At 69.6% G+C, this 23,066-nt stretch carries 23 protein-coding genes and 1 pseudogene; 8 read left to right on the top strand and 16 right to left on the bottom strand.

The features are described from left to right. Nucleotides 1-9: 9 nt before the first annotated feature. Nucleotides 10-276, bottom strand: coding sequence for a DUF6243 family protein (locus tag ACZ3IC_RS17400; protein ID WP_467417092.1), 267 nt, complete (start codon nucleotides 274-276; stop codon nucleotides 10-12). Nucleotides 277-393: 117 nt separating this feature from the next. Between ACZ3IC_RS17400 and ACZ3IC_RS17395 the strand changes: the two are divergent. Further along, nucleotides 394-690: pseudogene (locus ACZ3IC_RS17395) on the top strand (TetR/AcrR family transcriptional regulator); the annotation flags it as partial. A 75-nt stretch (nucleotides 691-765) separates the two neighbouring features. Here the strand turns inward: ACZ3IC_RS17395 and ACZ3IC_RS17390 are convergent. Beyond that, on the bottom strand, nucleotides 766-2,148 hold the full coding sequence (locus ACZ3IC_RS17390; protein ID WP_467417089.1) for a glycine--tRNA ligase: 1,383 nt from the start codon (nucleotides 2,146-2,148) through the stop codon (nucleotides 766-768). A gap of 208 nt (nucleotides 2,149-2,356) precedes the next feature. Here ACZ3IC_RS17390 and ACZ3IC_RS17385 point away from each other — a divergent pair, with 208 nt between their 5' ends. The 4 genes from ACZ3IC_RS17385 to ACZ3IC_RS17370 all read left to right on the top strand — a co-directional run bounded on the left by ACZ3IC_RS17385 (nucleotide 2,357) and on the right by ACZ3IC_RS17370 (nucleotide 5,476). Next, the gene (locus ACZ3IC_RS17385) at nucleotides 2,357-3,259 is read left to right on the top strand and encodes a metal ABC transporter substrate-binding protein (protein ID WP_467417087.1); all 903 of its coding nucleotides are present in this window, start codon (nucleotides 2,357-2,359) and stop codon (nucleotides 3,257-3,259) included. 38 nt (nucleotides 3,260-3,297) lie between these two features. Beyond that, nucleotides 3,298-4,080, top strand: a complete 783-nt coding sequence (locus ACZ3IC_RS17380) for a metal ABC transporter ATP-binding protein (RefSeq protein ID WP_467417085.1) — start codon at nucleotides 3,298-3,300, stop codon at nucleotides 4,078-4,080. Between the two features lie 2 nt (nucleotides 4,081-4,082). Continuing rightward, nucleotides 4,083-4,976, top strand: coding sequence for a metal ABC transporter permease (locus tag ACZ3IC_RS17375; RefSeq protein WP_467417084.1), 894 nt, complete (start codon nucleotides 4,083-4,085; stop codon nucleotides 4,974-4,976). Nucleotides 4,977-5,041: 65 nt separating this feature from the next. Further along, nucleotides 5,042-5,476: a Fur family transcriptional regulator gene (locus ACZ3IC_RS17370; RefSeq protein WP_467417080.1), complete on the top strand. Its 435-nt coding sequence runs from the start codon at nucleotides 5,042-5,044 to the stop codon at nucleotides 5,474-5,476. A 33-nt stretch (nucleotides 5,477-5,509) separates the two neighbouring features. Here ACZ3IC_RS17370 and ACZ3IC_RS17365 read toward each other — a convergent pair whose 3' ends face one another. From ACZ3IC_RS17365 to leuA, 4 genes are all read right to left on the bottom strand, one after another. Beyond that, on the bottom strand, nucleotides 5,510-6,331 hold the full coding sequence (locus ACZ3IC_RS17365) for an isoprenyl transferase (RefSeq protein ID WP_467417079.1): 822 nt from the start codon (nucleotides 6,329-6,331) through the stop codon (nucleotides 5,510-5,512). Nucleotides 6,332-6,366: 35 nt separating this feature from the next. Beyond that, a complete protein-coding gene (recO, locus tag ACZ3IC_RS17360; RefSeq protein WP_467417077.1) occupies nucleotides 6,367-7,113 on the bottom strand; it encodes a DNA repair protein RecO in 747 nt (248 codons plus the stop codon). 217 nt (nucleotides 7,114-7,330) lie between these two features. After that, nucleotides 7,331-8,008, bottom strand: coding sequence for a TerB family tellurite resistance protein (locus ACZ3IC_RS17355; RefSeq protein ID WP_467417209.1), 678 nt, complete (start codon nucleotides 8,006-8,008; stop codon nucleotides 7,331-7,333). A gap of 239 nt (nucleotides 8,009-8,247) precedes the next feature. Further along, a complete protein-coding gene (gene leuA, locus ACZ3IC_RS17350; protein ID WP_467417074.1) occupies nucleotides 8,248-10,035 on the bottom strand; it encodes a 2-isopropylmalate synthase in 1,788 nt (595 codons plus the stop codon). Nucleotides 10,036-10,328: 293 nt separating this feature from the next. On the opposite strand from leuA, the gene ACZ3IC_RS17345 reads away from it, so the two are divergent. After that, nucleotides 10,329-11,405, top strand: a complete 1,077-nt coding sequence (locus ACZ3IC_RS17345; protein WP_467417072.1) for a M4 family metallopeptidase — start codon at nucleotides 10,329-10,331, stop codon at nucleotides 11,403-11,405. A gap of 37 nt (nucleotides 11,406-11,442) precedes the next feature. After that, complete coding sequence (locus ACZ3IC_RS17340) at nucleotides 11,443-11,709, top strand: protealysin inhibitor emfourin (protein WP_467417070.1); 267 nt, start codon at nucleotides 11,443-11,445, stop codon at nucleotides 11,707-11,709. A gap of 42 nt (nucleotides 11,710-11,751) precedes the next feature. Here ACZ3IC_RS17340 and ACZ3IC_RS17335 read toward each other — a convergent pair whose 3' ends face one another. The 9 genes from ACZ3IC_RS17335 to ACZ3IC_RS17295 form a co-directional block, all read right to left on the bottom strand. Further along, complete coding sequence (locus ACZ3IC_RS17335; RefSeq protein WP_361440290.1) at nucleotides 11,752-12,780, bottom strand: GTPase Era; 1,029 nt, start codon at nucleotides 12,778-12,780, stop codon at nucleotides 11,752-11,754. Between the two features lie 61 nt (nucleotides 12,781-12,841). Then, nucleotides 12,842-13,786 carry a WxL protein peptidoglycan domain-containing protein gene (locus ACZ3IC_RS17330; RefSeq protein WP_467417068.1) on the bottom strand — a complete coding sequence of 315 codons (945 nt, stop codon included), beginning with the start codon at nucleotides 13,784-13,786 and terminating at the stop codon, nucleotides 12,842-12,844. 92 nt (nucleotides 13,787-13,878) lie between these two features. After that, complete coding sequence (locus ACZ3IC_RS17325) at nucleotides 13,879-15,261, bottom strand: WxL domain-containing protein (protein ID WP_467417067.1); 1,383 nt, start codon at nucleotides 15,259-15,261, stop codon at nucleotides 13,879-13,881. 215 nt (nucleotides 15,262-15,476) lie between these two features. Beyond that, nucleotides 15,477-15,830 carry a cytidine deaminase gene (locus tag ACZ3IC_RS17320; protein ID WP_467417064.1) on the bottom strand — a complete coding sequence of 118 codons (354 nt, stop codon included), beginning with the start codon at nucleotides 15,828-15,830 and terminating at the stop codon, nucleotides 15,477-15,479. Between the two features lie 132 nt (nucleotides 15,831-15,962). Continuing rightward, complete coding sequence (locus tag ACZ3IC_RS17315) at nucleotides 15,963-16,316, bottom strand: MmcQ/YjbR family DNA-binding protein (protein WP_467417063.1); 354 nt, start codon at nucleotides 16,314-16,316, stop codon at nucleotides 15,963-15,965. Continuing rightward, on the bottom strand, nucleotides 16,313-17,593 hold the full coding sequence (locus ACZ3IC_RS17310; RefSeq protein ID WP_467417060.1) for a hemolysin family protein: 1,281 nt from the start codon (nucleotides 17,591-17,593) through the stop codon (nucleotides 16,313-16,315). The genes ACZ3IC_RS17315 and ACZ3IC_RS17310 overlap by 4 nt, the downstream gene beginning before the upstream one ends. Next, on the bottom strand, nucleotides 17,590-18,087 hold the full coding sequence (gene ybeY / locus ACZ3IC_RS17305; RefSeq protein ID WP_467417058.1) for an rRNA maturation RNase YbeY: 498 nt from the start codon (nucleotides 18,085-18,087) through the stop codon (nucleotides 17,590-17,592). Before ybeY ends, ACZ3IC_RS17310 begins: the two co-directional genes overlap by 4 nt. A gap of 12 nt (nucleotides 18,088-18,099) precedes the next feature. Next, on the bottom strand, nucleotides 18,100-19,137 hold the full coding sequence (locus tag ACZ3IC_RS17300; RefSeq protein ID WP_467417056.1) for a PhoH family protein: 1,038 nt from the start codon (nucleotides 19,135-19,137) through the stop codon (nucleotides 18,100-18,102). A gap of 139 nt (nucleotides 19,138-19,276) precedes the next feature. After that, on the bottom strand, nucleotides 19,277-20,401 hold the full coding sequence (locus tag ACZ3IC_RS17295; protein ID WP_467417054.1) for a carbohydrate kinase family protein: 1,125 nt from the start codon (nucleotides 20,399-20,401) through the stop codon (nucleotides 19,277-19,279). Nucleotides 20,402-20,738: 337 nt separating this feature from the next. On the opposite strand from ACZ3IC_RS17295, the gene ACZ3IC_RS17290 reads away from it, so the two are divergent. Beyond that, complete coding sequence (locus tag ACZ3IC_RS17290) at nucleotides 20,739-22,097, top strand: MFS transporter (RefSeq protein WP_467417052.1); 1,359 nt, start codon at nucleotides 20,739-20,741, stop codon at nucleotides 22,095-22,097. Here the strand turns inward: ACZ3IC_RS17290 and ACZ3IC_RS17285 are convergent. Beyond that, nucleotides 22,061-23,053, bottom strand: a complete 993-nt coding sequence (locus tag ACZ3IC_RS17285) for an adenosine deaminase (RefSeq protein ID WP_467417049.1) — start codon at nucleotides 23,051-23,053, stop codon at nucleotides 22,061-22,063. The genes ACZ3IC_RS17290 and ACZ3IC_RS17285 overlap by 37 nt on opposite strands. Nucleotides 23,054-23,066 lie beyond the last annotated feature (13 nt).

The raw sequence follows: 23,066 nt of genomic DNA, 5'->3' as shown, positions 1-23,066 counted from the left end.
GTGGAGGCGTCAGCTCTGCGCCGACGCGTCCTGCTCGGACGCGCTCGGCTGCGCGGAGCCGTCCGACGACTCGGCCTGCGCTGCGGACGGGGCGGCCTGCGTGGAGGCCGGCCCCGACTGCGCGCGCTCACGCATCTTGCGCAGCAGCTCCTGCTTCTGGTCGGCAGCCGTCTTACGGTCGGCATTGCGCGCAGGGCCCGCGCCCTGCTGCTCGGCGCGGGACAGCTTCTTGCGCTGTCCGCCCACACCGAGGAGGTTGTTGCGGCTCTTGGCCACGGCGTTCTCCCATTCGTAGGTGAGAAGTGAGGTCTGAAGCGACCTGGAATCGATCCGATGGGCGGCGGGGGGTAGGACCCGCCGCGCTCTCACTCGTAGATCTGGAAGAACGAAGACATGCCGGAACCGTACCGCGCCCGGACGGGGCTCAGCACCCGATTTTCGGCCCGGCCGGGTGAAGGATCCCGCACCACCTCGGCGGAGCCCGCCCCGGAGAAGCTGAGGCACTGGCTGGCGGCGCTGTTCGAAGCCAAGCGCCACAAGGCGGGCGACGACCTCGAGCTGCTCGCCACCTACAGCGTGCTGACAGGGGAGAGCCCGGTCGTCGAGGACCACATCCTCGAACCGGTCGGCCCGCTGCGGGAGATCGTCGAGCAAGGCGTGCGCGGCGGGCAGTTCACCATGGACGATCCGGCGGTCGCCCAGTGTGCGACGAAGCCCCCGGTTCCGTACAAGGAACCGGGGGCTTCGTCCAGCGGATGCGGTACGTCAGCAGCCGAGCAGTCGGGCGCCGAGGTAGGCCTGGATCTGGTCCAGGGAGACGCGCTCCTGCTTCATCGTGTCGCGCTCGCGCACGGTCACCGCGTTGTCGTCGAGGGTGTCGAAGTCGACGGTGACGCAGAACGGCGTACCGATCTCGTCCTGACGGCGGTAGCGGCGGCCGATGGCGCCCGCGTCGTCGAACTCGATGTTCCAGTTCTTCCGCAGGTCGGTCGCGAGGCCCTTGGCCTTCGGCGACAGCTGCGGGTTGCGGGACAGCGGCAGGACGGCGACCTTGACCGGCGCGAGGCGCGGGTCGAGACGCATCACGGTGCGCTTCTCCATGACGCCCTTGGCGTTGGGCGCCTCGTCCTCGATGTAGGCGTCGAGGAGGAAGGCGAGCATCGCGCGGCCGACACCAGCTGCCGGCTCGATGACGTACGGAGTCCAGCGCTCGCCGGCCTCCTGGTCGAAGAAGGACAGGTCCGTGCCCGAGGCCTTGGAATGCGCCTTGAGGTCGTAGTCCGTGCGGTTGGCGACGCCCTCCAGCTCGCCCCACTCGCTGCCGCCGAAGCGGAAGCGGTACTCGATGTCAGCGGTGCGCTTGGAGTAGTGGGAGAGCTTCTCCGCGGGGTGGTCGTACCACCGCATGTTCTCCTCGCGCAGGCCCAGGCCGGTGTACCAGTTCCAGCGCTGCTCCATCCAGTACTCGTGCCACTTCTCGTCCTCGCCCGGCTTGACGAAGAACTCCATCTCCATCTGCTCGAACTCGCGGGTGCGGAAGATGAAGTTGCCCGGAGTGATCTCGTTCCGGAAGGACTTGCCCATCTGGGCGATGCCGAACGGCGGCTTCTTGCGCGAGGTCTGCTGGACCTGGCCGAAGTTGGTGAAGATGCCCTGGGCGGTCTCGGGACGCAGATAGGCGACCGAGCCGGAGTCCTGGGTCGGGCCGAGGTGGGTGGAGAGCAGGCCCGAGAACTGCTTGGGCTCGGTGAACGTGCCCTTGTTGCCGCAGTTGGGGCAGTTGAGCTCGACCAGGCCGTTCGCGGGCGCGTGGCCGTGCTTCTCCTCGTACGCCTCCTCCAGGTGGTCGGCGCGGAAGCGCTTGTGGCAGGAGGTGCACTCGGTCAGCGGGTCGGTGAACGTGGCGACGTGGCCGGAGGCGACCCACACCTCAGGGGCCAGGACGACCGACGAGTCGAGTCCGACCACGTCCTCGCGCGAGGTGACCATGTAGCGCCACCACTGGCGCTTGAGGTTCTCCTTCAGCTCGACGCCCAGCGGCCCGTAGTCCCAGGCGGCACGCTGACCGCCGTAGATCTCACTGCAGGGATAGACGAAGCCACGGCGCTTGCTCAGGCTGACGATGGAGTCGATCTTGTCGGCGGCCACGGTGCTCTCTTCATTACGACGACGAAATTGGACAGGGGCGGCGCGAAGCGCCTCGGTGGGGGGTGGTGGTCGGGAGACGGGCGGGCGAATGCTTCAGATTACCGGCGGGCACTCCCCTTCGATCAAATCGGTATCGACGCAGACGGCCCAGCAGTCATCTCATCAGCCTTGTTGACAATCGTTTCCAGTTTTGTTGAAAATGACTGTCATGAACGTAAGCCGCCTCATACCCACCGTCGCCGTCGCAGGAGCAGTCGCCCTCGGCCTCACCGCCTGCTCCGCCTCGGATGTCGCCGACGACAAGAACGGCGACAAACTCGACGTGGTGGCCTCGTTCTACCCGATGCAGTTCCTGGCCGAGCAGATAGGCGGGAAGCACGTCTCCGTCACCACGCTGACCAAGCCGGGCGTCGAGCCGCACGACCTGGAGCTCACCCCGCGGCAGACCGGCGATCTCAGCGACGCCGACTACATCCTCTACCTCAAGGGCATCCAGCCCGCCGTCGACGACGCCATCAAGCAGTCCGGCTCGAAGAACGTCGTCGATGCCGCGGAGCTCACCACGCCGGAAGACCACGGTGACGAGGCCGGCGCCGACCCCCACATCTGGCTGGACCCGGTGAAGTACGCCGAGGTCGCCAGGGGCGTCGGAAAGTCCCTGGAGAAGACCGACCCCGGCCACGCCGCGGACTACCGCAAGAACACGGACGCACTCGTCGACAAGCTCGACGCGCTGAACACGGCGTACGAGACGGGCCTGAAGAACACCAAGACCAAGACCTTCATCACCACCCACTCCTCCTTCGGGTACCTCGCCGAGCGCTACGGGCTCACCCAGGAGGGCATCGCCGGCATCGACCCCGAGGCCGAGCCCAGCCCCGCCCGGATCAACGAGATCCACACCATCGCGAAGAAGAACGAGGTCACCACCGTATTCTTCGAGCCGCTCGCCAGCGACAAAGCCGCGAAAACCCTCGCCGAAGACACCGGCCTGAAGACCGACGTCCTGGACCCGCTGGAGGGAATCACGGACAAGTCCAAGGGCGATGACTACATCGAGGTCATGCAGTCCAACCTCGCCGCCCTGCAGAAGGCACTGGGCGCGAAATGACCTACGCAACGCCCGCCACAGCAGCATCGGAGGCGCTCATGCCCGAGCCCGGGAGCACCACGACCGAACCCGTGATTGCCCTGCGCGGCGCCACGGCCACGCTCGGCGCGCGTCCGGTGCTGCGCGGCATCGACCTGACCGTCCGCCGCGGCGAGGTCGTCGCCCTGCTCGGTGCCAACGGCTCGGGCAAGTCGACCGCCGTACGCTCCGTCATCGGCCAGGTCCCGCTCACCGGCGGCTCCATCGAGCTGTTCGGCACCCCGCTGCGCCGCTTCCGTTCCTGGGCGCGTATCGGTTACGTACCCCAGCGCACCACGGCGGCCGGCGGCGTCCCCGCCACGGTCCATGAGGTCGTCTCCTCCGGGCGTCTTTCCCGTACGAAGCTGGGCCTGCTCCGCAAGGCCGACCGGGCCGCCGTCGACCGGGCCATCGAACTCGTGGGGCTCGCCGACCGGGCGAAGGACTCGGTGAGCGCGCTCTCCGGCGGACAGCACCAGCGGGTGCTGATCGCCCGGGCGCTGTCCGCCGAACCGGAGCTGCTGATCATGGACGAGCCGATGGCCGGCGTCGACCTGGCAAGCCAGGAGATCCTCGCCGCGACGCTCCGCGAACAGGTCGCGGCCGGCACCACGGTGTTGCTCGTGCTGCATGAGCTCGGCCCGTTGGAGCCCCTGATCGACCGCGCGATCGTGCTGCGCGACGGCTGTGTGATGCACGACGGGCCGCCCCCGAAGGCGCTGGGACAGCACGCGCTGCCCGGACACGACCACGTACACCCCCACGCGGCCTCCGAGCCCGTCCGGACGGGACTGCTGAGCTGATCATGGAATTCCTCGACCCCCCGTTCATGCAGCGGGCTCTGCTCGCCGCCGTACTGGTCGGCGTCATCGCCCCCGCCGTCGGCATCTATCTCGTCCAGCGCCGCCAGGCCCTGATGGGCGACGGCATCGGCCATATCGCGATGACCGGTGTCGGTCTCGGCTTCCTGCTCTCCACCAGCCCGGTGTGGATGGCCACGGCGGTCGCCGTCGCCGGCGCCGTCGTGATGGAGCTGATCCGCTGGTACGGACGCACCCGCGGCGACATCGCGCTGGCCATGCTGTTCTACGGCGGCATGGCGGGCGGTGTCCTGCTGATCAACCTCTCCGAAACCGGCTCCAGCGCCAACCTCACCTCGTATCTCTTCGGCTCCCTCTCCACGGTCTCCACCGAGGACACCACCGCGATCTGTCTGCTGGCCGCCTTCGTGCTGCTGGTGACGCTGGGGCTGCGCCGGCAACTGTTCGCGGTCAGCCAGGACGAGGAGTTCGCCCGGGTCACCGGGCTGCCGGTGCGCGCACTGAATCTGCTGATCGCCGTGACGGCGGCGGTGACGGTCACCGTGGCGATGCGGGTCGTCGGACTGCTGCTGGTCAGCGCGCTGATGGTGGTGCCGGTCGCGGCCGCGCAACAGATCTCCAGGTCCTTCAAGGTGACGTTCGTGCTGTCGGTCGCCATCGGTACGGCGGTGGCCCTGGCAGGCACCGTGACCTCGTACTACCAGGACGTCCCGCCCGGTGCGACGATCGTGCTGCTGGCCATCGCGGTCTTCATCGGCCTGACGCTGCTCGCGACCCCCTTGGCCAGAAGGCGCGCCCGCCGGAGCGAAGCGGCGTCCGAGGAGTGCACTCTTGAGGTATCGGCCTCCCGCCCGGCTGCGGACGAACTCCGGGTTTGACCGTGACGCCCGGACGGGCTGGCACAATGGCCCGACACAAGGACGGGCGACACGAGGAGGCTGCTGTGGCGACGGCGCCGATCAGTGGAACGAACGCGGCCCCGGTACGCGGCCGGTCGACCCGGCAGCGGGCGGCGGTGGCGGCGGCGCTCGACGAGGTGGACGAGTTCCGCAGCGCCCAGGAGCTGCACGATGTGCTCAAGCACCGCGGTGACTCGGTCGGGCTGACCACCGTCTACCGCACCCTCCAGTCCCTCGCCGATGCGGGCGAGGTCGATGTGCTGCGCACCACGGACGGCGAGTCCGTGTACCGGCGCTGCTCGACCGGGGACCACCATCACCACCTGGTGTGCCGGATGTGCGGCAAGGCCGTGGAGGTCGAGGGGCCCGCGGTGGAGCAGTGGGCGGAGACGATCGCCTCGCAGCACGGGTATGTGAACGTGGCCCACACGGTGGAGATCTTCGGGACGTGCGCGGAGTGTGCGGGCGCGAAGGAGTGACGGGCCGGGGGCGCTGCCCCCGGCTCCCCTTCCTCAGCCCGTCGGCTCCTGATCCGCCTCCACCGCACCGCCGAAGCGCCGGTCGCGCTGGGCGTACTCCAGGCAGGCGCGCCACAGGTCACGGCGGTCGAAGTCCGGCCAGAGCACGTCCTGGAAAACCATCTCGGCGTATGCGCTCTGCCAGATCAGATAGTTGGACGTGCGCTGCTCGCCGCTGGGCCGGACGAAGAGGTCGACGTCCGGCATGTCCGGGTAGTAGATGTACTTCGCGAACGTCTTCTCGTTGACCTTGGACGGGTCCAGCTTTCCGGCCGCGACGTCCTGCGCGATGCGCTGCGCGGCGTCGGCGATTTCGGCCCGGCCGCCGTAGTTGACGCAGAAGTACAGCGTCATCCTGTCATTGTCCTTCGTCTGCTCCTGGGCGACCTGGAGCTCCTGGACGACGGACTTCCACAGCTTCGGCATGCGTCCCACCCAGCGGATGCGGATGCCCAGTTCGTCCATCTCGTCGCGGCGGCGGCGGATGACGTCCCGGTTGAAGTTCATCAGGAACTTCACTTCCTCCGGGGACCGCTTCCAGTTCTCGGTGGAGAACGCGTACAGCGAGAGGTTCTTCACGCCCATCTCGATGCAGCCCTTGAGGACGTCCATGACGACGCCCTCGCCGACCTTGTGGCCCTCGGTGCGCGGGAGGCCGCGTTCCTTGGCCCAGCGGCCGTTGCCGTCCATCACGACGGCGACGTGCTTGGGCACGAGCTCGCCGGGGATCTTCGGAGGCGTGGCACCGGAGGGGTGCGGCTCCGGGGTCTTGTAGTCGCGCCGGTTACGGCCGCCGAGAATCCCGCGTACTGCCATGAACTGTCTCGCTCCCTGTGCCTGATCTGCCTGTGTCAATTCTCTACGTACCGCAGTGAGCGCAGTCCGCGCTCCAGATGCCAGTGGAGATAGGCGGACACCAGTCCGCTCCCCTCCCTGACATGACGCGCCTCGCACGCGTCCGCCGTCTCCCAGTCGCCTGTGAGCAGTGCGCTCAGCAGGGTGACGGCCTCCGCCGAGGGTACGACGCTGCCGGGCACCCGGCAGTCGGCGCATATGACGCCGCCTGCCGCGACGGAGAAGAACCGGTTCGGTCCGGGCATTCCGCACTTGGCGCAGTCCTCGAAGCTGGGTGCGTAGCCGTTGACGGCGAGCGACCGCAGCAGGAAGGCGTCGAGGATGAGATGCGGCTCGTGCTCGCCGCGGGCGAGGGTGCGCAGCCCGCCGACGAGCAGCAGATACTGCTGGACCGCGGGCTCGCCCTCGTGGTCGGTGAACCGCTCGGCGGTCTCCAGCATCGCGGTGCCCGCGGTGTAGCGGGCGTAGTCGGTGACGATGCCGCCACCGTACGGGGCGATCGTCTCGCTCTGGGTGCAGAGTGGCAGACCGCGGCCGATCAGTTCGCTGCCCCGGGCGAAGAACTGCACGTCGACGTGGGAGAAAGGTTCCAGCCGTGCCCCGAACTTGGACTTCGTACGCCGTACCCCGCGCGCGACGGCCCGCACCCGGCCGTGGCCGCGGGTCAGGATCGTGATGATCCGGTCGGCCTCGCCCAGCTTCTGCGTGCGCAGCACCACGCCGTCGTCCCGGAACAAGCTCATGCGTCCATTGTCCGGTACGGGGACGGCTCATCTGGCCGGCCCCCGAAGCGGGCGGTCTCGGTTTCCGTGCGCCCCGCCGACGGCCGATACGACCAGCCCCGACTCGTACGCGACGATCACCGCCTCGGCCCGGTCGCGACTTCGCGGCTGCTTCCGCAGGGGGCGCACGGGCGCGATTGCTCCCGCAGGATTACGCGCCCGGTGCGGACGGAGCCGTTCAGGAGGGGGTACGCGCCGCCGCGGCGAGCAGTCGGGCCGTGTCCTCGGCGTGGAGTTGCAGCGCCCCGCCGACCGTGGTCAGCACCTCGCGTTCCGCCTGCCCGTACGGGCCGTCGGCGAGCGCGATCCTGGCGCCCTGCAGCAGGATCGATTCGCGTCCGGCGGGGGCCAGATGCGGGGCGAGGGGTTCCAGCGCCTCGTGCAGTTCGATGGCGAGGGCCGCTCCGCAGGCCTCGGCCGCCGGGTCGAAGGGGGAGCCGTGGCCGATGTCGGCGGAGAGGACCTCCACGACGGTGGAGAGCTGTTCCTCCGTGCAGTCGTCGAACCCGGCGCCGCGCACGATGGCCGCCGCGGTCTCCAGGACCGTGCGGGAGGCGGTTCCGCCGGCCGCGAGGACACCGAGCGCAACCGTGTGGACGGCGTCCCGGAGCATGGCGGAGAACCGGGTGGTGGTGGGGTGGTCGAGCACATCGGTGTCGAAGTGGGCCCGGCAGGCGGCGCATTCGATGACGGGGCCCGCGGTGCCGCGCCGCAGTATCGGCACGCCGAGTACCGCGAAGCGGCGACGGCCGGTGAGTCGGCTGTAGTTGCGGTCGCCGCCGCAGCCGGGGCAGAAGAACTCGCCGTCACCGACGGTGTCCCAGATGGTGCGGATGCCGCAGATACGCAGCTTCATGGCGCGTTGTCCCAGGGCTGACCGCACGTCGCACACCTCCGTAACTCCCCCGTGGCCCTATGGGCACGGGAGGTGCCCCCTCCGGCAACATTGCCGTGTGGACGTGATGTTAACCACAGTCATGATGCGGCGTCAGCACCTCGATCGTCACAACCGCTGTAGATGGCCGAACCCCGCCCCCCGGATGTGGGTGGGCGGGGTCTTCGGCCGTGCGCGTTCATGCCCTTTCGGGCACCGGGTCAGCGGGTGGCGCGGTTGACGGCGGAGACGACCGCCTTCAGCGAGGCACGCGTGGTGTTGGCGTCGATGCCGATGCCCCACAGGACCTTTCCGTCGATCGCGCACTCGATGTACGAGGCGGCCTGGGCGCTGGCGCCCTCGCTCATGGTGTGCTCGGTGTAGTCCAGCAGACGGGCGTCGATACCGATGGCCTGCAGCGCTTCGAAGAACGCGGAGATCGGGCCGTTGCCGCTGCCGGTCAGCACGGTGTCCGCACCGTCCACGGTCGCGTCGACCGTGATCGTGTCCCGGCCGTCGGAGCCGGTCGTGGTCTGACCTGAGCGGATCTGTACGCGCCCCCAGGCGTTCTCGGGGTTCGGCAGGTACTCGTCCTGGAACGTGGACCAGATCTGCGTCGGCGTGACCTCGCCACCCTCGGCATCGGTCTTGGCCTGAATGATCCGGGAGAACTCGATCTGCATCCGGCGCGGCAGGTCCAGCTTGTGGTCGTTCTTCAGAACGTAGGCGATTCCACCCTTGCCGGACTGCGAGTTGACCCGGATGACGGCCTCGTAACTGCGGCCGACGTCCTTCGGGTCGATCGGCAGGTACGGCACCGCCCACTCGATGTCGTCCACGGTCTTGCCCTGGGCGGCCGCGTCGGCCTCCATGGCGTCGAAGCCCTTCTTGATGGCGTCCTGGTGGGAGCCGGAGAAGGCGGTGTAGACCAGGTCTCCCGCGTAGGGGTGGCGCGGGTGGACCTCCATCTGGTTGCAGTACTCGCTGGTGCGGCGGATCTCGTCGATCTGCGAGAAGTCGATCTGCGGGTCGACACCCTGCGAGAACAGGTTCATGCCCAGGGTGACCAGGTCGACGTTGCCGGTGCGCTCGCCCTGACCGAACAGGCAGCCCTCGATCCGGTCCGCACCGGCCATGATGGCCAGTTCGGCGGCGGCGACGGCGGTGCCGCGGTCGTTGTGCGGGTGGGCCGACAGGCAGACGAACTCGCGGCGCGACAGGTTGCGCGACATCCACTCGAACCGGTCGGCGTGCGTGGACGGGGTCGAACGCTCCACGGTGGCGGGCAGGTTGAGGATGATCTCGCGGCCCTCCTCCGGCTGCCAGACGTCACAGACCGCCTCGCAGACCTCCAGGGCGAAGTCCAGCTCGGTGTCGGTGAAGATCTCGGGGCTGTACTGGTAGCCGAAGATCGTCTCCGGGCCCAGCAGTTTCTCCGCGTACTCCATGACCAGCCGAGTGCCGTCCACGGCGATCTGCTTGATGTCGTCCTTCGAGCCGCGGAAGACGACCCGGCGGAAGGTGGGCGCCGTCGCGTTGTACAGGTGCACGGTCGCGCGGTGGGCGCCGACGATGGATTCGACGGTCCGCTCGATCAGGTCCTCGCGGGCCTGTGTCAGGACGGAGATCGTCACGTCCTCGGGGATCGCGCCCTCTTCGATGATGGAGCGGACGAACGCGAAGTCGGTCTCGCCGGAGGACGGGAAGCCGACCTCGATCTCCTTGTAGCCCATGCGTACGAGCAGATCGAACATCTCGCGCTTGCGGGCCGGCGACATCGGATCGATCAGGGCCTGGTTGCCGTCGCGCAGGTCGGTGGACAGCCAGCGGGGTGCGACGGTGATCCGGTTGTCCGGCCAGGTGCGGTCGGGGATCTCGACGGCCTCGTACCGGCCGTACTTTTGGATCGGCATCCCGGACGGCTTCTGCAGCTGAGTCGCGTTGGTGATCGGCGTCGGACGGCCGACAGCGGTCTCAGCGGGGGTCCGAGCGGGGTTTGCGGCGGTCATGGCGTACGGCTCCTCGGGGTCCAACCAATGGGACGGCCGACTGTGTCGCTGCAACACCAGACTCCGCGGGGAGGGGGTCGGCCTACGACTACAGGCCCTCGCCGCGGCAGCTAAGAAGAAGCAGCCCGAAACGCATGATGCGACGAGGCTAGCCGAGTGGCGCCTGATGCGTCCGTCCGTATCAGTATGCGGGACCGGACGCCGGAAACACCCAACAGCGATCGATCACTCCATTTCGTCAATCCTGGCAGCAACCAGTGACATGGCGATTACGCAGTGCCACAGTCGGCTTTATGCAGCCTCAGTCTCAGCACGGGTTCCACCCCGTCTTCTGCACCATCGTGCCGCCCCATGTCCTCGACAAGCTGTCGCAGTCCGACAACCCCGATCTCGCGGGTCCGGCCCGCCGCACCCTGGAGAGCGACGCCGCCCGCCGCACCCGCCGCCAGATGGCCACGGTCGTCACCGTGCCCGTCGCCCCCTCGACCGAGGCGGAGGCGTCCGACAAACCCGACCGGACGCTGTACGACTGCCGACACCTCACTCGGCTGCCCGGCACCAAGGTCCGTGCCGAGGGCCAGGAGCCGACGAAAGACGCAAGCGTCAACCGAGCGTACGCGGGGCTCGGAGCCACCTTCGACCTGCTGCTCAAGGCGTACGGCCGCCGTTCGATCGACGGCAACGGGCTGCCGCTGATCGGCTCCGTGCACTACGACGAGAAGTACAACAACGCCTTCTTCGACGGCGAGCAGATGGTCTTCGGCGACGGGGACGGCGAGATCTTCCTGGACTTCACCGTCGCCATCGATGTGATCGCCCACGAGCTGGCGCACGGCCTGACCCAGCACACCGCCAATCTGAGCTACTACGGCCAGTCCGGCGCGCTCAACGAATCGATGTCCGACGTCTTCGGCTCCCTGGTCAAGCAGTACTCGCTGGGACAGAGCGCCGACCAGGCCGACTGGCTGATCGGCGCCGGGCTGCTGGCGCCCCGGGTCCAGGGCGTCGCACTGCGCTCGATGAAGGCGCCGGGAACCGCGTACGACGACGATGTCCTGGGCAAGGACCCGCAGCCCGCGTCGATGGAGGACTACGTCCACACCGGCGAGGACAACGGCGGGGTTCACCTCAACTCCGGCATCCCGAACCGCGCGTTCTATCTGCTGGCGACGGCACTCGGCGGCAAAGCCTGGGAGCGGGCCGGGCAGCTCTGGTTCGATGTGCTCACAGGTGGTCAACTGGCCGTGGACGCGGACTTCGCGTCCTTCGCCCGGCTGACGGTCGCCGCGGCCCGCAGCCGATTCGGGGAGGGCGACGAGGCGGAGGCGGTCCTGAAGGCATGGTCGGAGGTGGGCGTACCGACCGCGTAGAACAACCCCGGGCCCGTCCGGCGATGGAGGACACCGCATGCGGATTCAGGTCAGCAGGACCGGCGGCTTCGCCGGCATCGCACGCCACCGCGCGGTCGACACCGCCGGACGGGCCGACGCCGCGGAATGGGAGGCCCTGGCCGAGTCGGCGCTCGCCGCGGGCCACGGCACCCCGCCCCCGGGCGTACCGGACGGCTTCCGGTACCGGATCACGGTCGGCGACCGGACGGTCCACTGCGCGGACCCGAGGCTGACCGACGCCCAGCGCGCACTGGTCTCACGCGTCCTGCGGGAGGGCGCGTGAGACGGGCGTGGCCCCGCCTCCGCGGCCGGGCCGGGGCAGCGGTCAGAACCCCAGCTTCCGCAGCTGCTTCGGGTCGCGCTGCCAGTCCTTGGCCACCTTCACATGCAGGTCCAGGAAGACCGGCGTGCCGAGCAGTGCCTCGATATGCTTGCGCGACTTCGTGCCGACGTCCTTCAGTCGCTTGCCCTTCGGGCCGATGATGATGCCCTTCTGGCTGGGGCGCTCGATGTAGACGTTGGCGTGGATGTCGAGCAGCGGCTTGTCCGCCGGACGGTCCTCGCGCGGCAGCATCTCCTCGACGACGACCGCGATGGAGTGCGGCAGCTCGTCCCGTACGCCTTCGAGCGCTGCCTCGCGGATCAGCTCCGCGACCATGACCATCTCGGGCTCGTCGGTGAGGTCGCCCTCCGGGTAGAGCGGCGGGCTCTCCGGGAGCAGCGGGGCGATCAGATCGGCCAGCAGGTCGACCTGGCCTGCCCCTCTCCCGCCGCCACCCTTGTTCGAGGGACTGCGTCCCGCCTCCTGCTCCGCCTTCACCGCGGAGACCGGAATGATCTCCGCCCACTCGAAGCCGAGCTCCTCACCGAGGCGGGAGACGGCGAGCAGCTGTTCGGCGAGCTGCTTGGAGTCGACCAGGTCGGTCTTGGTGATGACGGCGATCTTCGGGGTCTTCTTGATGCCCGCGAGTTCCTTGACGATGTACTTGTCGCCGGGGCCGAGCTTCTGGTCGGCGGGCAGGCAGAAACCGATGACGTCGACCTCGGCCCAGGTGGTCCGTACGACATCGTTGAGACGCTCGCCCAGCAGCGTGCGCGGCTTGTGGAGGCCGGGGGTGTCGACCAGGATCAGCTGCGCGTCCTCGCGGTGCACGATGCCGCGCACGGTGTGCCGGGTGGTCTGGGGCCGGTTGGACGTGATCGCCACCTTCTGGCCGACCAGAGCGTTCGTGAGGGTGGACTTGCCCGCGTTGGGGCGGCCCACGAAGCAGGCGAAGCCGGCCCGGTGGGGGGCGTTGTTCGCAGCCTGCTGTGCAGCGGCTTCTGTGTCAGGTCGAACGCTCATGGCGCCCATTGTCCCCGATCCTGACGGCCCCACCGCACCAAGGGCCGCGCGGGGCCTGTCGCGAGCCGTCTCAGGCCGTACGGGCACGGCTCCGACGGGCCCGTATCCACATCCCCGTACCCCCGCCGACGATCACCAGCAGGACCCCGGCCACCAGCCAGGGCAGTGCGAAGTACGGGACGGCGGCGGACTCGCGGGTGTCGCGGGCGCTCGCGGTCAGTCTGATTTCGCCCCACTCCAGCTGTGGCGCGTCGGCCCACTGTTCGGTCAGCCGGACCTGCTGGCGGGGCAGCAGCTCGGAGGGGATCTTCTTGAGATCGCGGGCGAGCAGGGTGCGGCCGAAGAGGCCCTCGGCCTTGAGGGCGACCTTGGGGTCGAGGGTGACATTGCCCCGGTTGTGGAGCGTGTACGAGATGACGGCCCGGCTCTTGCCGGTGCCCGGGACCAGCGGCTGGGTGTGCTCGACCGTGACGTCGTCCACGGAGAGCGCGGGCATGGTCGGTCCGTTCACCCGCAGATAGATCCGGGCGCCGACCGCCTTCTGGATGCCGACGGCGACGGCTCCGGCGTCGGCGGGGTCGATGCGTTCGTCGAGGGCGACGAGGGCGCCGGGGTGGTCGCCCGGCTCGGCGTCCTCGGGGACGGTGATGGTGACCGGGACGGTGACGGAGCCGTGCGGGCGCACGGTGACCCGGTCGCGGCCGGTCCTCGTCCAGGCGCCGACCGAGCGCTGTTTCTCGTTCTGGGCGCGGACGGCGAATCCGCCGTCGCGTGCGGTGTTGTAGGCGTCGGCCGCGTACAGCCGGAAGGTCTGCGGCCGGTCCGTCTTGTTGGTGACGGTGACCTTGTCGTGGAGCGTGGCGCCGGGGTCGGCGGAGAGGTAGAAGTACGGGCGCTGAACGGCCTGTGCGGTGGCCGGGTAGACCGACCAGCTGCCGTTGTCCGCGGCGTGGACTCCTGGGGCGCCGATCAGCAGGAGGACGCCGGCCAGGAGGAGTACGTACAGCTTGCGCACGGTGCGGGGCCTCCGGGTTGATCGGTCGGTGGTCTGGACGGGCGGTCCGGGCGGGTGCGCGCCCGGACCGCCGGCTGATCGGGACTGCTCGGTCACGTGAGGGTGAGGGTGAGCACGCCGGAGTACGCGCCGGGGGCGGTGTACGCCGGTACGTTCAGCGCGAGCCGGGCGTCGACGGTGAACTCGCCGCCGGTGAAGTTCCCGTTCGGCGTGGATGCCAGCGTGGCGCCCGCGCTGCCGACCGGTCCCTCGGAACCGGCCGCACAGGTGCTGGGGCTGCCGGCCTTCGTCGCGCAGACCGGGGTCCAGCCGAGTGCGGATGCGCCGATCGTCGCGCCGCCGGGGCCCTTGAAGTCGGTGACCTTTCCGGTCAGGGACCAGCCGGCGGGGCCGCCGCGGTAGTCCTCGACCGTCACTGTCTGCAGGGAGCCGCGGGAGGCGCCGCCCTTCCCGAAGTCGACCGCCGACATCTCGACGGTGTCCCCGGCCTGGAGCATGGACAGCGTGCCCGCCTTGACGGATGAGTTGAGCCGCTGGCTGCCGTCCGGGATCTCGCCGCCGCCACCGGTGACGGTGTAGGCCTGTGGGCCCGCGCCCTTGGCCGCGTCCCAGCTGCCGCCCTCGTAGGCGACGATGCCGGTGGTCGCCAGATCGTTGACGGTGAGCCGGGCGCTGAAGCCGCCGGAGCCGTCCGCCTTGACGGTGGCCGTGTCGGCGGTCTGGGTGTCACCGGCCCGGCCCGCGAGCGTGATGTCCGCGCCCGCGGTGAACTTCGACCCGGTCACGGTGACCGCGTCACCCGCCTTGCCTGATGCGGTCCCGAGCTGGATCGCACGCTCGTTCACCTGGCCGCCGCCGTCAGTCGCGATGATCGTCTCGGAGACGGGGGCGGGCGGATCCGTCACCGTGCAGGGGGTGTCCAGCTCCATGATGTAGCTGGTGTGGATGTTGTAGTCGCCGGGCGACAGCGTGATCTGCCCCGGCGCGGTGACCGTGAAGGTGCCGGTCATCGAGAACGACGGGAAGTCGCCCTTGCCGGGTACCGGGTCGTTCTTCTTCGGGCCCGCGACGGTGACGCTCGCGGACTGCGCGCCGCCGACGGTGACCTTGCCGGTCGGCGTCATGATGTCGGCGGGCAGCGCCAGATCGACCGGGTTGCCCGCGGCGGGCTTGATGACGGTGTACGTGACCGTGACGGTGTCGCCCACCTCCGGGACGGCGTTGTCGACGGTGATCTCGGCCTTCGTCGTCCCGTCGATCGGCGGGATGCCCGCGATGGCCGGCGGGATGCAGTGGGTGGGGAAGTCCACGGGCACGGAGGCCGTCACCATGGCCTGCGCGTGGCCTGCGAGCCCGCCTCCCCCGGCGACGACGAGCGCGCCGACGCCCAGCACGGCGGCCCAGCGGCGGCCGAGCGCTGGACGTCGTCGGGCGTCGGATCCTCGCCTGCTGATTCTTCGAACGGTCGGACGCATGGAGCCCCCTACTGCCGGATGCGGCGCAGTGGCTCTTCTGCGCCGACAGGGGCCCATTGACGACTCGGACCGAGAAGAAGTCAATGGAAGCGAAATGCGGCGACTGATGGGCCATCAGATGGTGTCAAGATCCGCATTTCTCTCACACGGTGTACGAACACCCCTCACCGGTGGGGTGCGGGGCGTTCGTACACCGTGTGTGGATTCTGTCGGCGTCAGCCCGCCGTCACACTGACCCGCAGCGTGCCGTCGGGTCCGGCGAGCAGGACCGGTGTGTCCGGGCCGCCCAGGTCCCCTACCGCGGCGCGGTCCTCGTCCGACGGGATCTGCGCCTCGGAGACGACCGCGGCCGCCTCCAGCGAGGTGGCGCCGCTGGCCACGGCCATCGCCACGGCGGTCTGGAGCGCGCTGAGCTTCAGTGACTCCAGCCGCACGGTGCCCGCGACGTACGTACGTCCGGTCTCGTCCCGTACGGCCGCGCCCTCCGGCACACCGTTGCGGGCGCGGGCGCTGCGCGCCAGTGTGACGATCTTGCGGTCCTCGGGGCCGAGGTCGGTGCTCTCAGTCATGTGCCGAGCATACGAACCGTGGGGCTTGTTCCCCGCCCGGCCCCGCCCTGCCCTGCCCTGCCCCGCCCCGAGAAGTAAGCCCCTCCGGCGATCGATGAGCGGGGGTCCGGGGCAGAGCCCCAAGCCCGCGGCCTACGCCCGGTCCAGCCGCAACCGCTCCGCCTTCGGCAGACCCGCCACCACCAGGTCGTAGGAGTCCTCGATCAGCTCACGGAGCACCCGGTCCGGTACCCCGGACACCGTCACCGTGTTCCAGTGGCGCTTGTTCATGTGCCGGCCCGGCGACACCGCGTCGTACTTCTCCCGCAGCCGCACCGCCTCGTCCGGATCGCACTTGAGGTTCACCGTCAGCGGACGCGCGTCCAGCGCGCTGAGCGCGAACATCTTGCCGAGCACTTTGAAGACGGACGTCTCCGGCCCGAACGGGAACTCCTCGACGCTCGCGTTGAACTCCAGGCAGAATGCCCTCAACCGCTGCGGGGTCACCGCGTCTCCACCCCGTCCGGCTCCACCAGTACCGTGACGATCTTGTTCCGACGGCCGGCCGGGGACTCCGCGGTCAGCCGCAGCCGGCGGCCGTCGGGCAGATCGACCAGCGCGGAGGCACCGGCGATCGGCACCCGGCCCAGCGCCTTCGCCAGCAGTCCGCCGACCGTTTCCACGTCCTCGTCGTCGTACTCGTCGAGGCCGAACAGCTCCCCGAGGTCGCCGATGTCGAGGCGCGCGGTCACCCGGAAGCAGCCGTTCTCCAGCTCCTGGACGGGCGGGAGTTCACGGTCGTACTCGTCGGTGATCTCGCCGACGATCTCTTCGAGGATGTCCTCGATGGTGACGATGCCCGCCGTGCCGCCGTACTCGTCGATCACGACGGCGACATGGCTGCGGTCCTGCTGCATCTCGCGCAGCAGATCGCCGGCGTTCTTCGTGTCGGGCACGAACGCCGCCGGCCGCATCGCCGTGGAGACCGGATCGGCCTCCGCCTCCCGGTTGATGTGCGTCTTGCGGACCAGGTCCTTGAGGTACACGATGCCGACGATGTCGTCCTCGTTCTCCCCGGTGACGGGGATCCGCGAGAATCCGGAGCGCAGCGCCAGGGTCAGCGCCTGCCGGATCGTCTTGTAGCGCTCGATGCAGACCAGGTCGGTCCGCGGCACCATGACCTCGCGTACGAGCGTGTCACCGAGCTCGAAGACGGAGTGCACCATGCGGCGCTCCTCGTCCTCGATCAGCGATTCCGCTTCGGCGAGGTCGACCATCGCCCGCAGCTCGGCCTCGCTGGCGAACGGTCCCTTGCGGAATCCCTTGCCCGGCGTCAGCGCGTTGCCGATGAGGATCAGCAGCTGCGGGATCGGGCCCATGACCCTGGCCAGCGGCAGCAGGACGTACGCCGCTGCCGTGGCCGTGTTCAGCGGGTGCTGGCGGCCGATGGTGCGCGGTGACACGCCGATGGCGACATAGGAGACGAGGACCATCACAGCCATGGCGACGGCCAGCGCCTCCCAGGTCTCCGGGAACTCCTTCAGACAGACGTACGTGACGAGCACACCGGCCGACATCTCGCAGGCGACCCGCACCAGCAGGGCGACATTGAGGTAGCGGGTCGGATCCGCCGCGACCTGTTGCAGCTTCTGGCTGCCGCGCCGCCCGGAGCGGACCGCCTCGGCGGCCCGGAAGCTCGACGTGCGGGCGATGCCCGCCTCCGCGCAGGCCGCCAGCCAGCCGACGACCAGCAGCACGGCACCCAGGACGAGGGGAACGCTCACGAGATGGTGGGGGCGGGCGACGGGCCGGTCAGGCCGTGCTCGGCGCGCCAGCCGTCGACGATCGCGGCCTGGAGGCCGAACATCTCGGCCTTCTCGTCCGGCTCCTCGTGGTCGTACCCGAGGAGGTGCAGCACTCCGTGGACGGTGAGGAGCTGGAGCTCCTCGTCCATGGAGTGCTGCGTCCGAGCGTCCTCACCCTGCTTCTTGGCGACCTCCGGGCAGAGCACGATGTCACCGAGGAGCCCCTGCGGGGGCTCCTCGTCGTCCTTGGACGGCGGACGCAGTTCGTCCATCGGGAAGGACATGACATCCGTCGGGCCCGGCAGGTCCATCCACTGGATGTGGAGCTGCTCCATGGCGTCGGTGTCCACCACGATCACCGAGAGTTCGGAGAGTGGGTGGATCCGCATCCGCGCGAGCGCGTAACGGGCGATGTCGAGGATCGCCTGCTCGTCGACCTCGGTTCCGGACTCGTTGTTGACGTCGATCGACATGGTGCGCTGCGACTACTTCCCGTTGTGGCCGTCTCGGCCGTCTCGGCTGTCGTACTTTTCGTACGCGTCGACGATACGGCCGACGAGCTTGTGCCGGACGACATCGTGGGAGGTGAGCCGGGAGAAGTACACGTCCTCGACGCCGTCCAGGATGTCCTGGACCTGGCGCAGACCGCTCTTGGTGCCGTTCGGCAGGTCGACCTGGGTGACGTCACCGGTGACGACGATCTTCGAGTCGAAGCCGAGCCGGGTCAGGAACATCTTCATCTGCTCGGCGCTGGTGTTCTGCGCCTCGTCGAGAATGATGAACGCGTCATTGAGCGTGCGGCCCCGCATGTACGCCAGGGGCGCCACCTCGATCGTGCCCGCCGCCATCAGCCGCGGGATCGAGTCGGGGTCGAGCATGTCGTGCAGCGCGTCGTAGAGCGGGCGCAGATACGGGTCGATCTTCTCGTAGAGCGTGCCCGGCAGGAAGCCGAGCCGCTCTCCCGCCTCGACGGCGGGACGGGTCAGGATGATCCGGTTGACCTGCTTGGACTGCAGGGCCTGGACCGCCTTCGCCATGGCGAGATAGGTCTTGCCGGTGCCCGCGGGGCCGATACCGAAGACGACCGTGTGTTTGTCGATCGCGTCGACGTACCGCTTCTGGTTGAGCGTCTTGGGGCGGATCGTGCGACCGCGGCTGGAGAGGATGTTCTGCGTGAGCACTTCGGCCGGTGTCTCCGGACCGTCCCCCTCGCCGCTCTCCGTCGCCCTGAGCATGGCGATCGAGCGTTCCACTGCGTCCTCCGTCATCGGCTGACCGGTGCGGAGCACCAGCATCATCTCGTCGAACAGGCGCTGGATCAGGGCGACTTCCGTCGCGTCTCCGGCGGCGCTGACCTCATTTCCCCGGACATGGATGTCGGCCGCCGGGAAAGCCGTCTCGATCACGCGCAGCAGGGCGTCGCCTGAGCCCAGAACGGTCACCATCGGATGCTTGGCCGGTACGGTGAACTGGGCTCGCGCCTGCCCCGGCGCGGGGGTCTGGGCTGTGGGTGTCTGAGTCATGGGCCGGCTCTGTGGCCTGCACATACCTCCCGTTGCAAGGTTCTCGCTGATCGACAACCTCTGGATTACCAAGCGTACGACTCCGCGCCGACAACACCGAGGCCTTTTTCGCACACGCTGCGAACACACGTGCCCCGGGTTACGCCGGGTGGCGGAAGCCGATCGTCGGAACGGCCCGGCGCAGCGGCCACGGCCGGGCGGCCGCGGGCAGCAACTCCTCCAGGAACGCGTACCGCTGGAGCGCCGCCGGATCCTGGTCGGCGAAGGTGCGCACCTGCTGCCACCAGGCGGCGATCTCCTCCCAGCCCGGCGCCGACAGCGATCCGCCGAACTCCTGCACCGAGAGCGCCGCGGTCAGTCCGGCGAAGGCCAGCCGGTCGGCCAGCGGCCAGTCCGCCAGGGTGCCGGTGACGAATCCGGCGACGAAGACATCGCCCGCCCCGGTCGGATCCAGCGCCTCGACCTCGATCGCGGGCACCTCGGCGCTCGCCCCGCTCCCCGCGTCCACCGCGTACGCGCCCTCCGCGCCCAGGGTGACCACGGCGAGCGGCACCCGCTCGGCCAGGGCGTGGGCGGCGGCACGCGGGCAGTCGGTGCGGGTGTAGCGCATCGCCTCCTCGGCGTTGGGCAGGAACGCCTGGCAGTGCTTCAGGTCGGCGAGGGCATCCAGGTCCCAGCGGCCGGTCTCGTCCCAGCCGACGTCGGCGAAGATCCGGGCGCCGTTCCTGGCCGCTCCGGCGACCCAGGGCTCGCTGCGACCGGGTACGAGCGAGGCGATGGCGGCCCGGGCGCGGGGCGGGCAGCGCGGGAACGCGGACTCCTCGGCGGGGATCGCGACGCCGGGGGTGTCCCTGGGGCCGGGGGCCTCGTGGCCGTGCGAGACCATCGTCCGCTCGCCCTCGTACGCCATCGAGACGGTCACCGGCGAGTGCCAGCCGGGGACGGTGTGCGACATGGACAGGTCGATGCCCTCGCCCTGTTCCAGGGCATCCCAGCAGTACTCCCCGTAGTGGTCGTCGCCGAACGCCGCGGCCAGTGAGGTGTGCAGGCCCAGCCGGGCCAGCGCGGTGGCCATGTTGGCGACCCCACCGGGGCTGGAGCCCATGCCGCGCGCCCAGGACTCGGTGCCGCGCACCGGGGCGCTGTCCAGGCCGGTGAAGATGATGTCGAGGAAGACCGTGCCGGTGAGGAAGACGTCGCAGTCCGGGTCCTGCGGGGCGCGCAGCCCGCCCAGTGGGTCGATGCCTGGAATGTCTGTGCTCACCTTGCACTCCCCGCTCGTGGCAGATCTGGCCAGTTTGCCCGATTCACTCCCGTGACCGGAGGGTCCGCGCCGCCGCTCCCCAAGGGCCCGCGCAGGCCCCGCACATACGAACGCTGACCTGCATAAACGCGCACTGCTACCCGCATGGTCAGAGGGTAAACGCAACTATGACTCAGATCACGCAGGGGTGCCTTTCGGCCACCTGGAGGCAGTTGATACAAATTGGGCCGCGAGCCCCGGTGGTGACAGTTGCCGACGGGTGCCCCATCTCCCCCGTATTTCCCGCATTGCCCTCCCTGCCTTCTCTGCCTCCTTCGGCATGTCTTCAGGAACGCCCATGTCCTCGCGCCCTCGCGCCGCGTGGCCCCTGGTCGCCGTGTTCACCGCCGGTTACCTCGCCGCCTATCTGCTCCCCACCATCGTCGGGCGGCTCTCCGTCCATCTGGGCCTCAGTACGGCTCAGGCCGGTCTGGTGGGCAGCGCCCTGCTGCTGAGCTCGGCGACCGCCGGGTTCGCGCTGGCTGGCCGGGTCGAGACCTACGGGCCTCAAAGACCGGCGCGGATCGGGCTGGTGCTGGCCATGGCAGGGTACGGTTGCGCCGCGCTGGCGGACTCCGTGCCGCTGGTGATCACGGGCGCGGTGATCGGCGGCTTCGGCTCAGGTACGGCGACCGCGGTGGCCGCGGCGGGCATCGCCGCCCAGCGCGATCCGCACCGGACCTCGTCGCTCGGTCTGCTCAGCGTCTCCGCGACGGCGGGCGCCCTCTATCTGACGATCCCGCACCTCGGCGGCGGCCACCGGCTGCCGTTCGCCTCCATCGCCCTGGTCGCCCTGCTCGCCTGGCCCGCCACCGCACGGCTCGGCGGCGCCGAACCCAGCGGTTCCGCCGCCCCCGTCACCGGGCGGCTGCCGCACCGCCGCTCCGGCCTGGTGCTGGCGGGTGGCATGCTCGTCTGGTCCATGGCACAGAACGCGCTGTGGGGCGTCAGCGGCCGGATCGGTGTGGTCCAGGCCGGGCTCTCCGAGGTCACCATCGGCGCGGTGTTCGCCGCCGCGCTCGGTGCGGGTCTGCTCGGGGTGATGGGCGCCGGGGTGCTGGGCGCCCGGCTCGGCCGGGCGGTACCGATCGGTCTGGGCACCGTGGTCATCGCGGCGAGCATCGTGCTCAGCTCGTCGGCCGGGAATCTCGCTTCGTTCGCGACCGGCGAGATCCTGTGGAACACCGTCTACCCGGTGGTCCTGTCGTATCTGATCGGTCTGGCCGCGTCCCTGGATGTACGCGGCCGCTGGGCAGTCCTCGCGGGCTCCGCGTCATCCGTCGGGGTGGCCTGCGGACCGGTCCTCGGCAGTGTGCTGTCCGAGCAGGCCGGCTACCCGGTCATGGGCCTGATCCTGGGCGCCGTCACACTCCTGGTCGCGGCCCCGGTCACGGCCGTCGCCCTGCACACCGGTGGCCGTCCGCTGGTGCCGGGATCGGTGCGCCGCAGGGGCGGCGCACCGGCCGCGCTGCTCGCCGTCACCACCGGAGCGGTGCCCGGCGCCGTGCCCAGGCTGGGCGCGCCCGAGCAGGCCGTCACGGAGATCAGCCTGCCCGCACTGCGCCGCAGGCGTCCGGGCAGGAACGCGTTCCGGACGGCCGGCCCGGCGGGTGGGACCGGTCAGTCGAACTCGTACGCCTCGACCTCGGCCAGATAGCGCGCCCTGCGCTCCTCGTCGTGGTCGAGGAATGCCGCCTCGAAGGAGTTGCGGGCCAGCGTGCGCAGCTGCTCGTGGTCCAGGGCGAGCGCCTCGTGGACGGCGTGGAAGGTGTCCCCGACGTATCCGCCGAAGTAGGCGGGGTCATCGGAGTTCACCGTGCACAGCAGTCCGGCGGCCATCATGGACCGCAGCGGGTGCTCCTCCAGGGCGTCGATGGCGCGCAGCCGCACGTTGGACAACGGGCAGAGGGTGAGCGGCACCCGCTCGGTGACAAGGCGCTTCACCAGGTCCGCGTCCTCCATGCAGCGCAGCCCGTGGTCGATGCGCTCGACCCCGAGGACGTCCAGGGCTTCCCGGATGTACTCGGGCGGGCCCTCCTCGCCGGCGTGGGCGACCTTGCGCAGCCCGAGCGCCCCGGCCGCCTCGTACACCTCACGGAACTTGACGGGCGGATGCCCGACCTCCGCCGAGTCGAGGCCGACCGCGCTGATCCGGTGCAGATACGGCTTCGCGGCTTCCAGGGTCTCCAGCGCCGACTCGGCGGACAGGTCGCGCAGGAAGCACATGATCAGCTGGGTGGAGATGCCGTGCTTCTCCTCGCTGCGGTCCAGCGCCCGGCCGAGCCCCTCGACGACGGTGCCGATCGGCACGCCGCGGGCGGTGTGCGCCTGCGGGTCGAAGAAGATCTCCGCGTGCCGAACGCCCTGGGCGGCGGCGCGGGTGAGATACGCGTCGGCGAGCTCCTCGAAGTCCTCCTCGGTCCGGAGCACCGCCATCAGGGCGTAGTACAGATCGAGGAAGGTCTGCAGATCGTCGAAGAGGTAGGCGGTGCGGAGCTCTTCGGTGTTCGCGTAGGGCAACTCCACGCCGTTGCGTTCGGCGAGTGCGAAGGCCAGCTCGGGTTCGAGCGTTCCTTCGATGTGGAGGTGGAGTTCGGCTTTGGGGAGGTGCACGGGTTTTCACGCT

The organism is Streptomyces sp. NPDC002958, assembly GCF_055563255.1.
Note: the sequence above shows the minus strand (reverse complement) of the source record. Positions and strands in the feature narration are given on the sequence as shown.

Coding starts and splice junctions, on each gene's coding strand:
- ACZ3IC_RS17300 (WP_467417056.1), bottom strand. CDS start 19,137: ATGACTCAGACACCCACAGCCCAGACCCCCGCGCCGGGGCAGGCGCGA.
- ACZ3IC_RS17290 (WP_467417052.1), top strand. CDS start 20,739: ATGTCCTCGCGCCCTCGCGCCGCGTGGCCCCTGGTCGCCGTGTTCACC.
- ACZ3IC_RS17355 (WP_467417209.1), bottom strand. CDS start 8,008: ATGAAGCTGCGTATCTGCGGCATCCGCACCATCTGGGACACCGTCGGT.
- ACZ3IC_RS17335 (WP_361440290.1), bottom strand. CDS start 12,780: ATGGGCGCCATGAGCGTTCGACCTGACACAGAAGCCGCTGCACAGCAG.
- ACZ3IC_RS17325 (WP_467417067.1), bottom strand. CDS start 15,261: ATGCGTCCGACCGTTCGAAGAATCAGCAGGCGAGGATCCGACGCCCGA.
- ACZ3IC_RS17380 (WP_467417085.1), top strand. CDS start 3,298: ATGCCCGAGCCCGGGAGCACCACGACCGAACCCGTGATTGCCCTGCGC.
- ACZ3IC_RS17365 (WP_467417079.1), bottom strand. CDS start 6,331: ATGGCAGTACGCGGGATTCTCGGCGGCCGTAACCGGCGCGACTACAAG.
- ACZ3IC_RS17340 (WP_467417070.1), top strand. CDS start 11,443: ATGCGGATTCAGGTCAGCAGGACCGGCGGCTTCGCCGGCATCGCACGC.
- recO (WP_467417077.1), bottom strand. CDS start 7,113: ATGAGCTTGTTCCGGGACGACGGCGTGGTGCTGCGCACGCAGAAGCTG.
- ACZ3IC_RS17375 (WP_467417084.1), top strand. CDS start 4,083: ATGGAATTCCTCGACCCCCCGTTCATGCAGCGGGCTCTGCTCGCCGCC.
- ACZ3IC_RS17345 (WP_467417072.1), top strand. CDS start 10,329: ATGCAGCCTCAGTCTCAGCACGGGTTCCACCCCGTCTTCTGCACCATC.
- ybeY (WP_467417058.1), bottom strand. CDS start 18,087: ATGTCGATCGACGTCAACAACGAGTCCGGAACCGAGGTCGACGAGCAG.
- ACZ3IC_RS17385 (WP_467417087.1), top strand. CDS start 2,357: ATGAACGTAAGCCGCCTCATACCCACCGTCGCCGTCGCAGGAGCAGTC.
- leuA (WP_467417074.1), bottom strand. CDS start 10,035: ATGACCGCCGCAAACCCCGCTCGGACCCCCGCTGAGACCGCTGTCGGC.
- ACZ3IC_RS17320 (WP_467417064.1), bottom strand. CDS start 15,830: ATGACTGAGAGCACCGACCTCGGCCCCGAGGACCGCAAGATCGTCACA.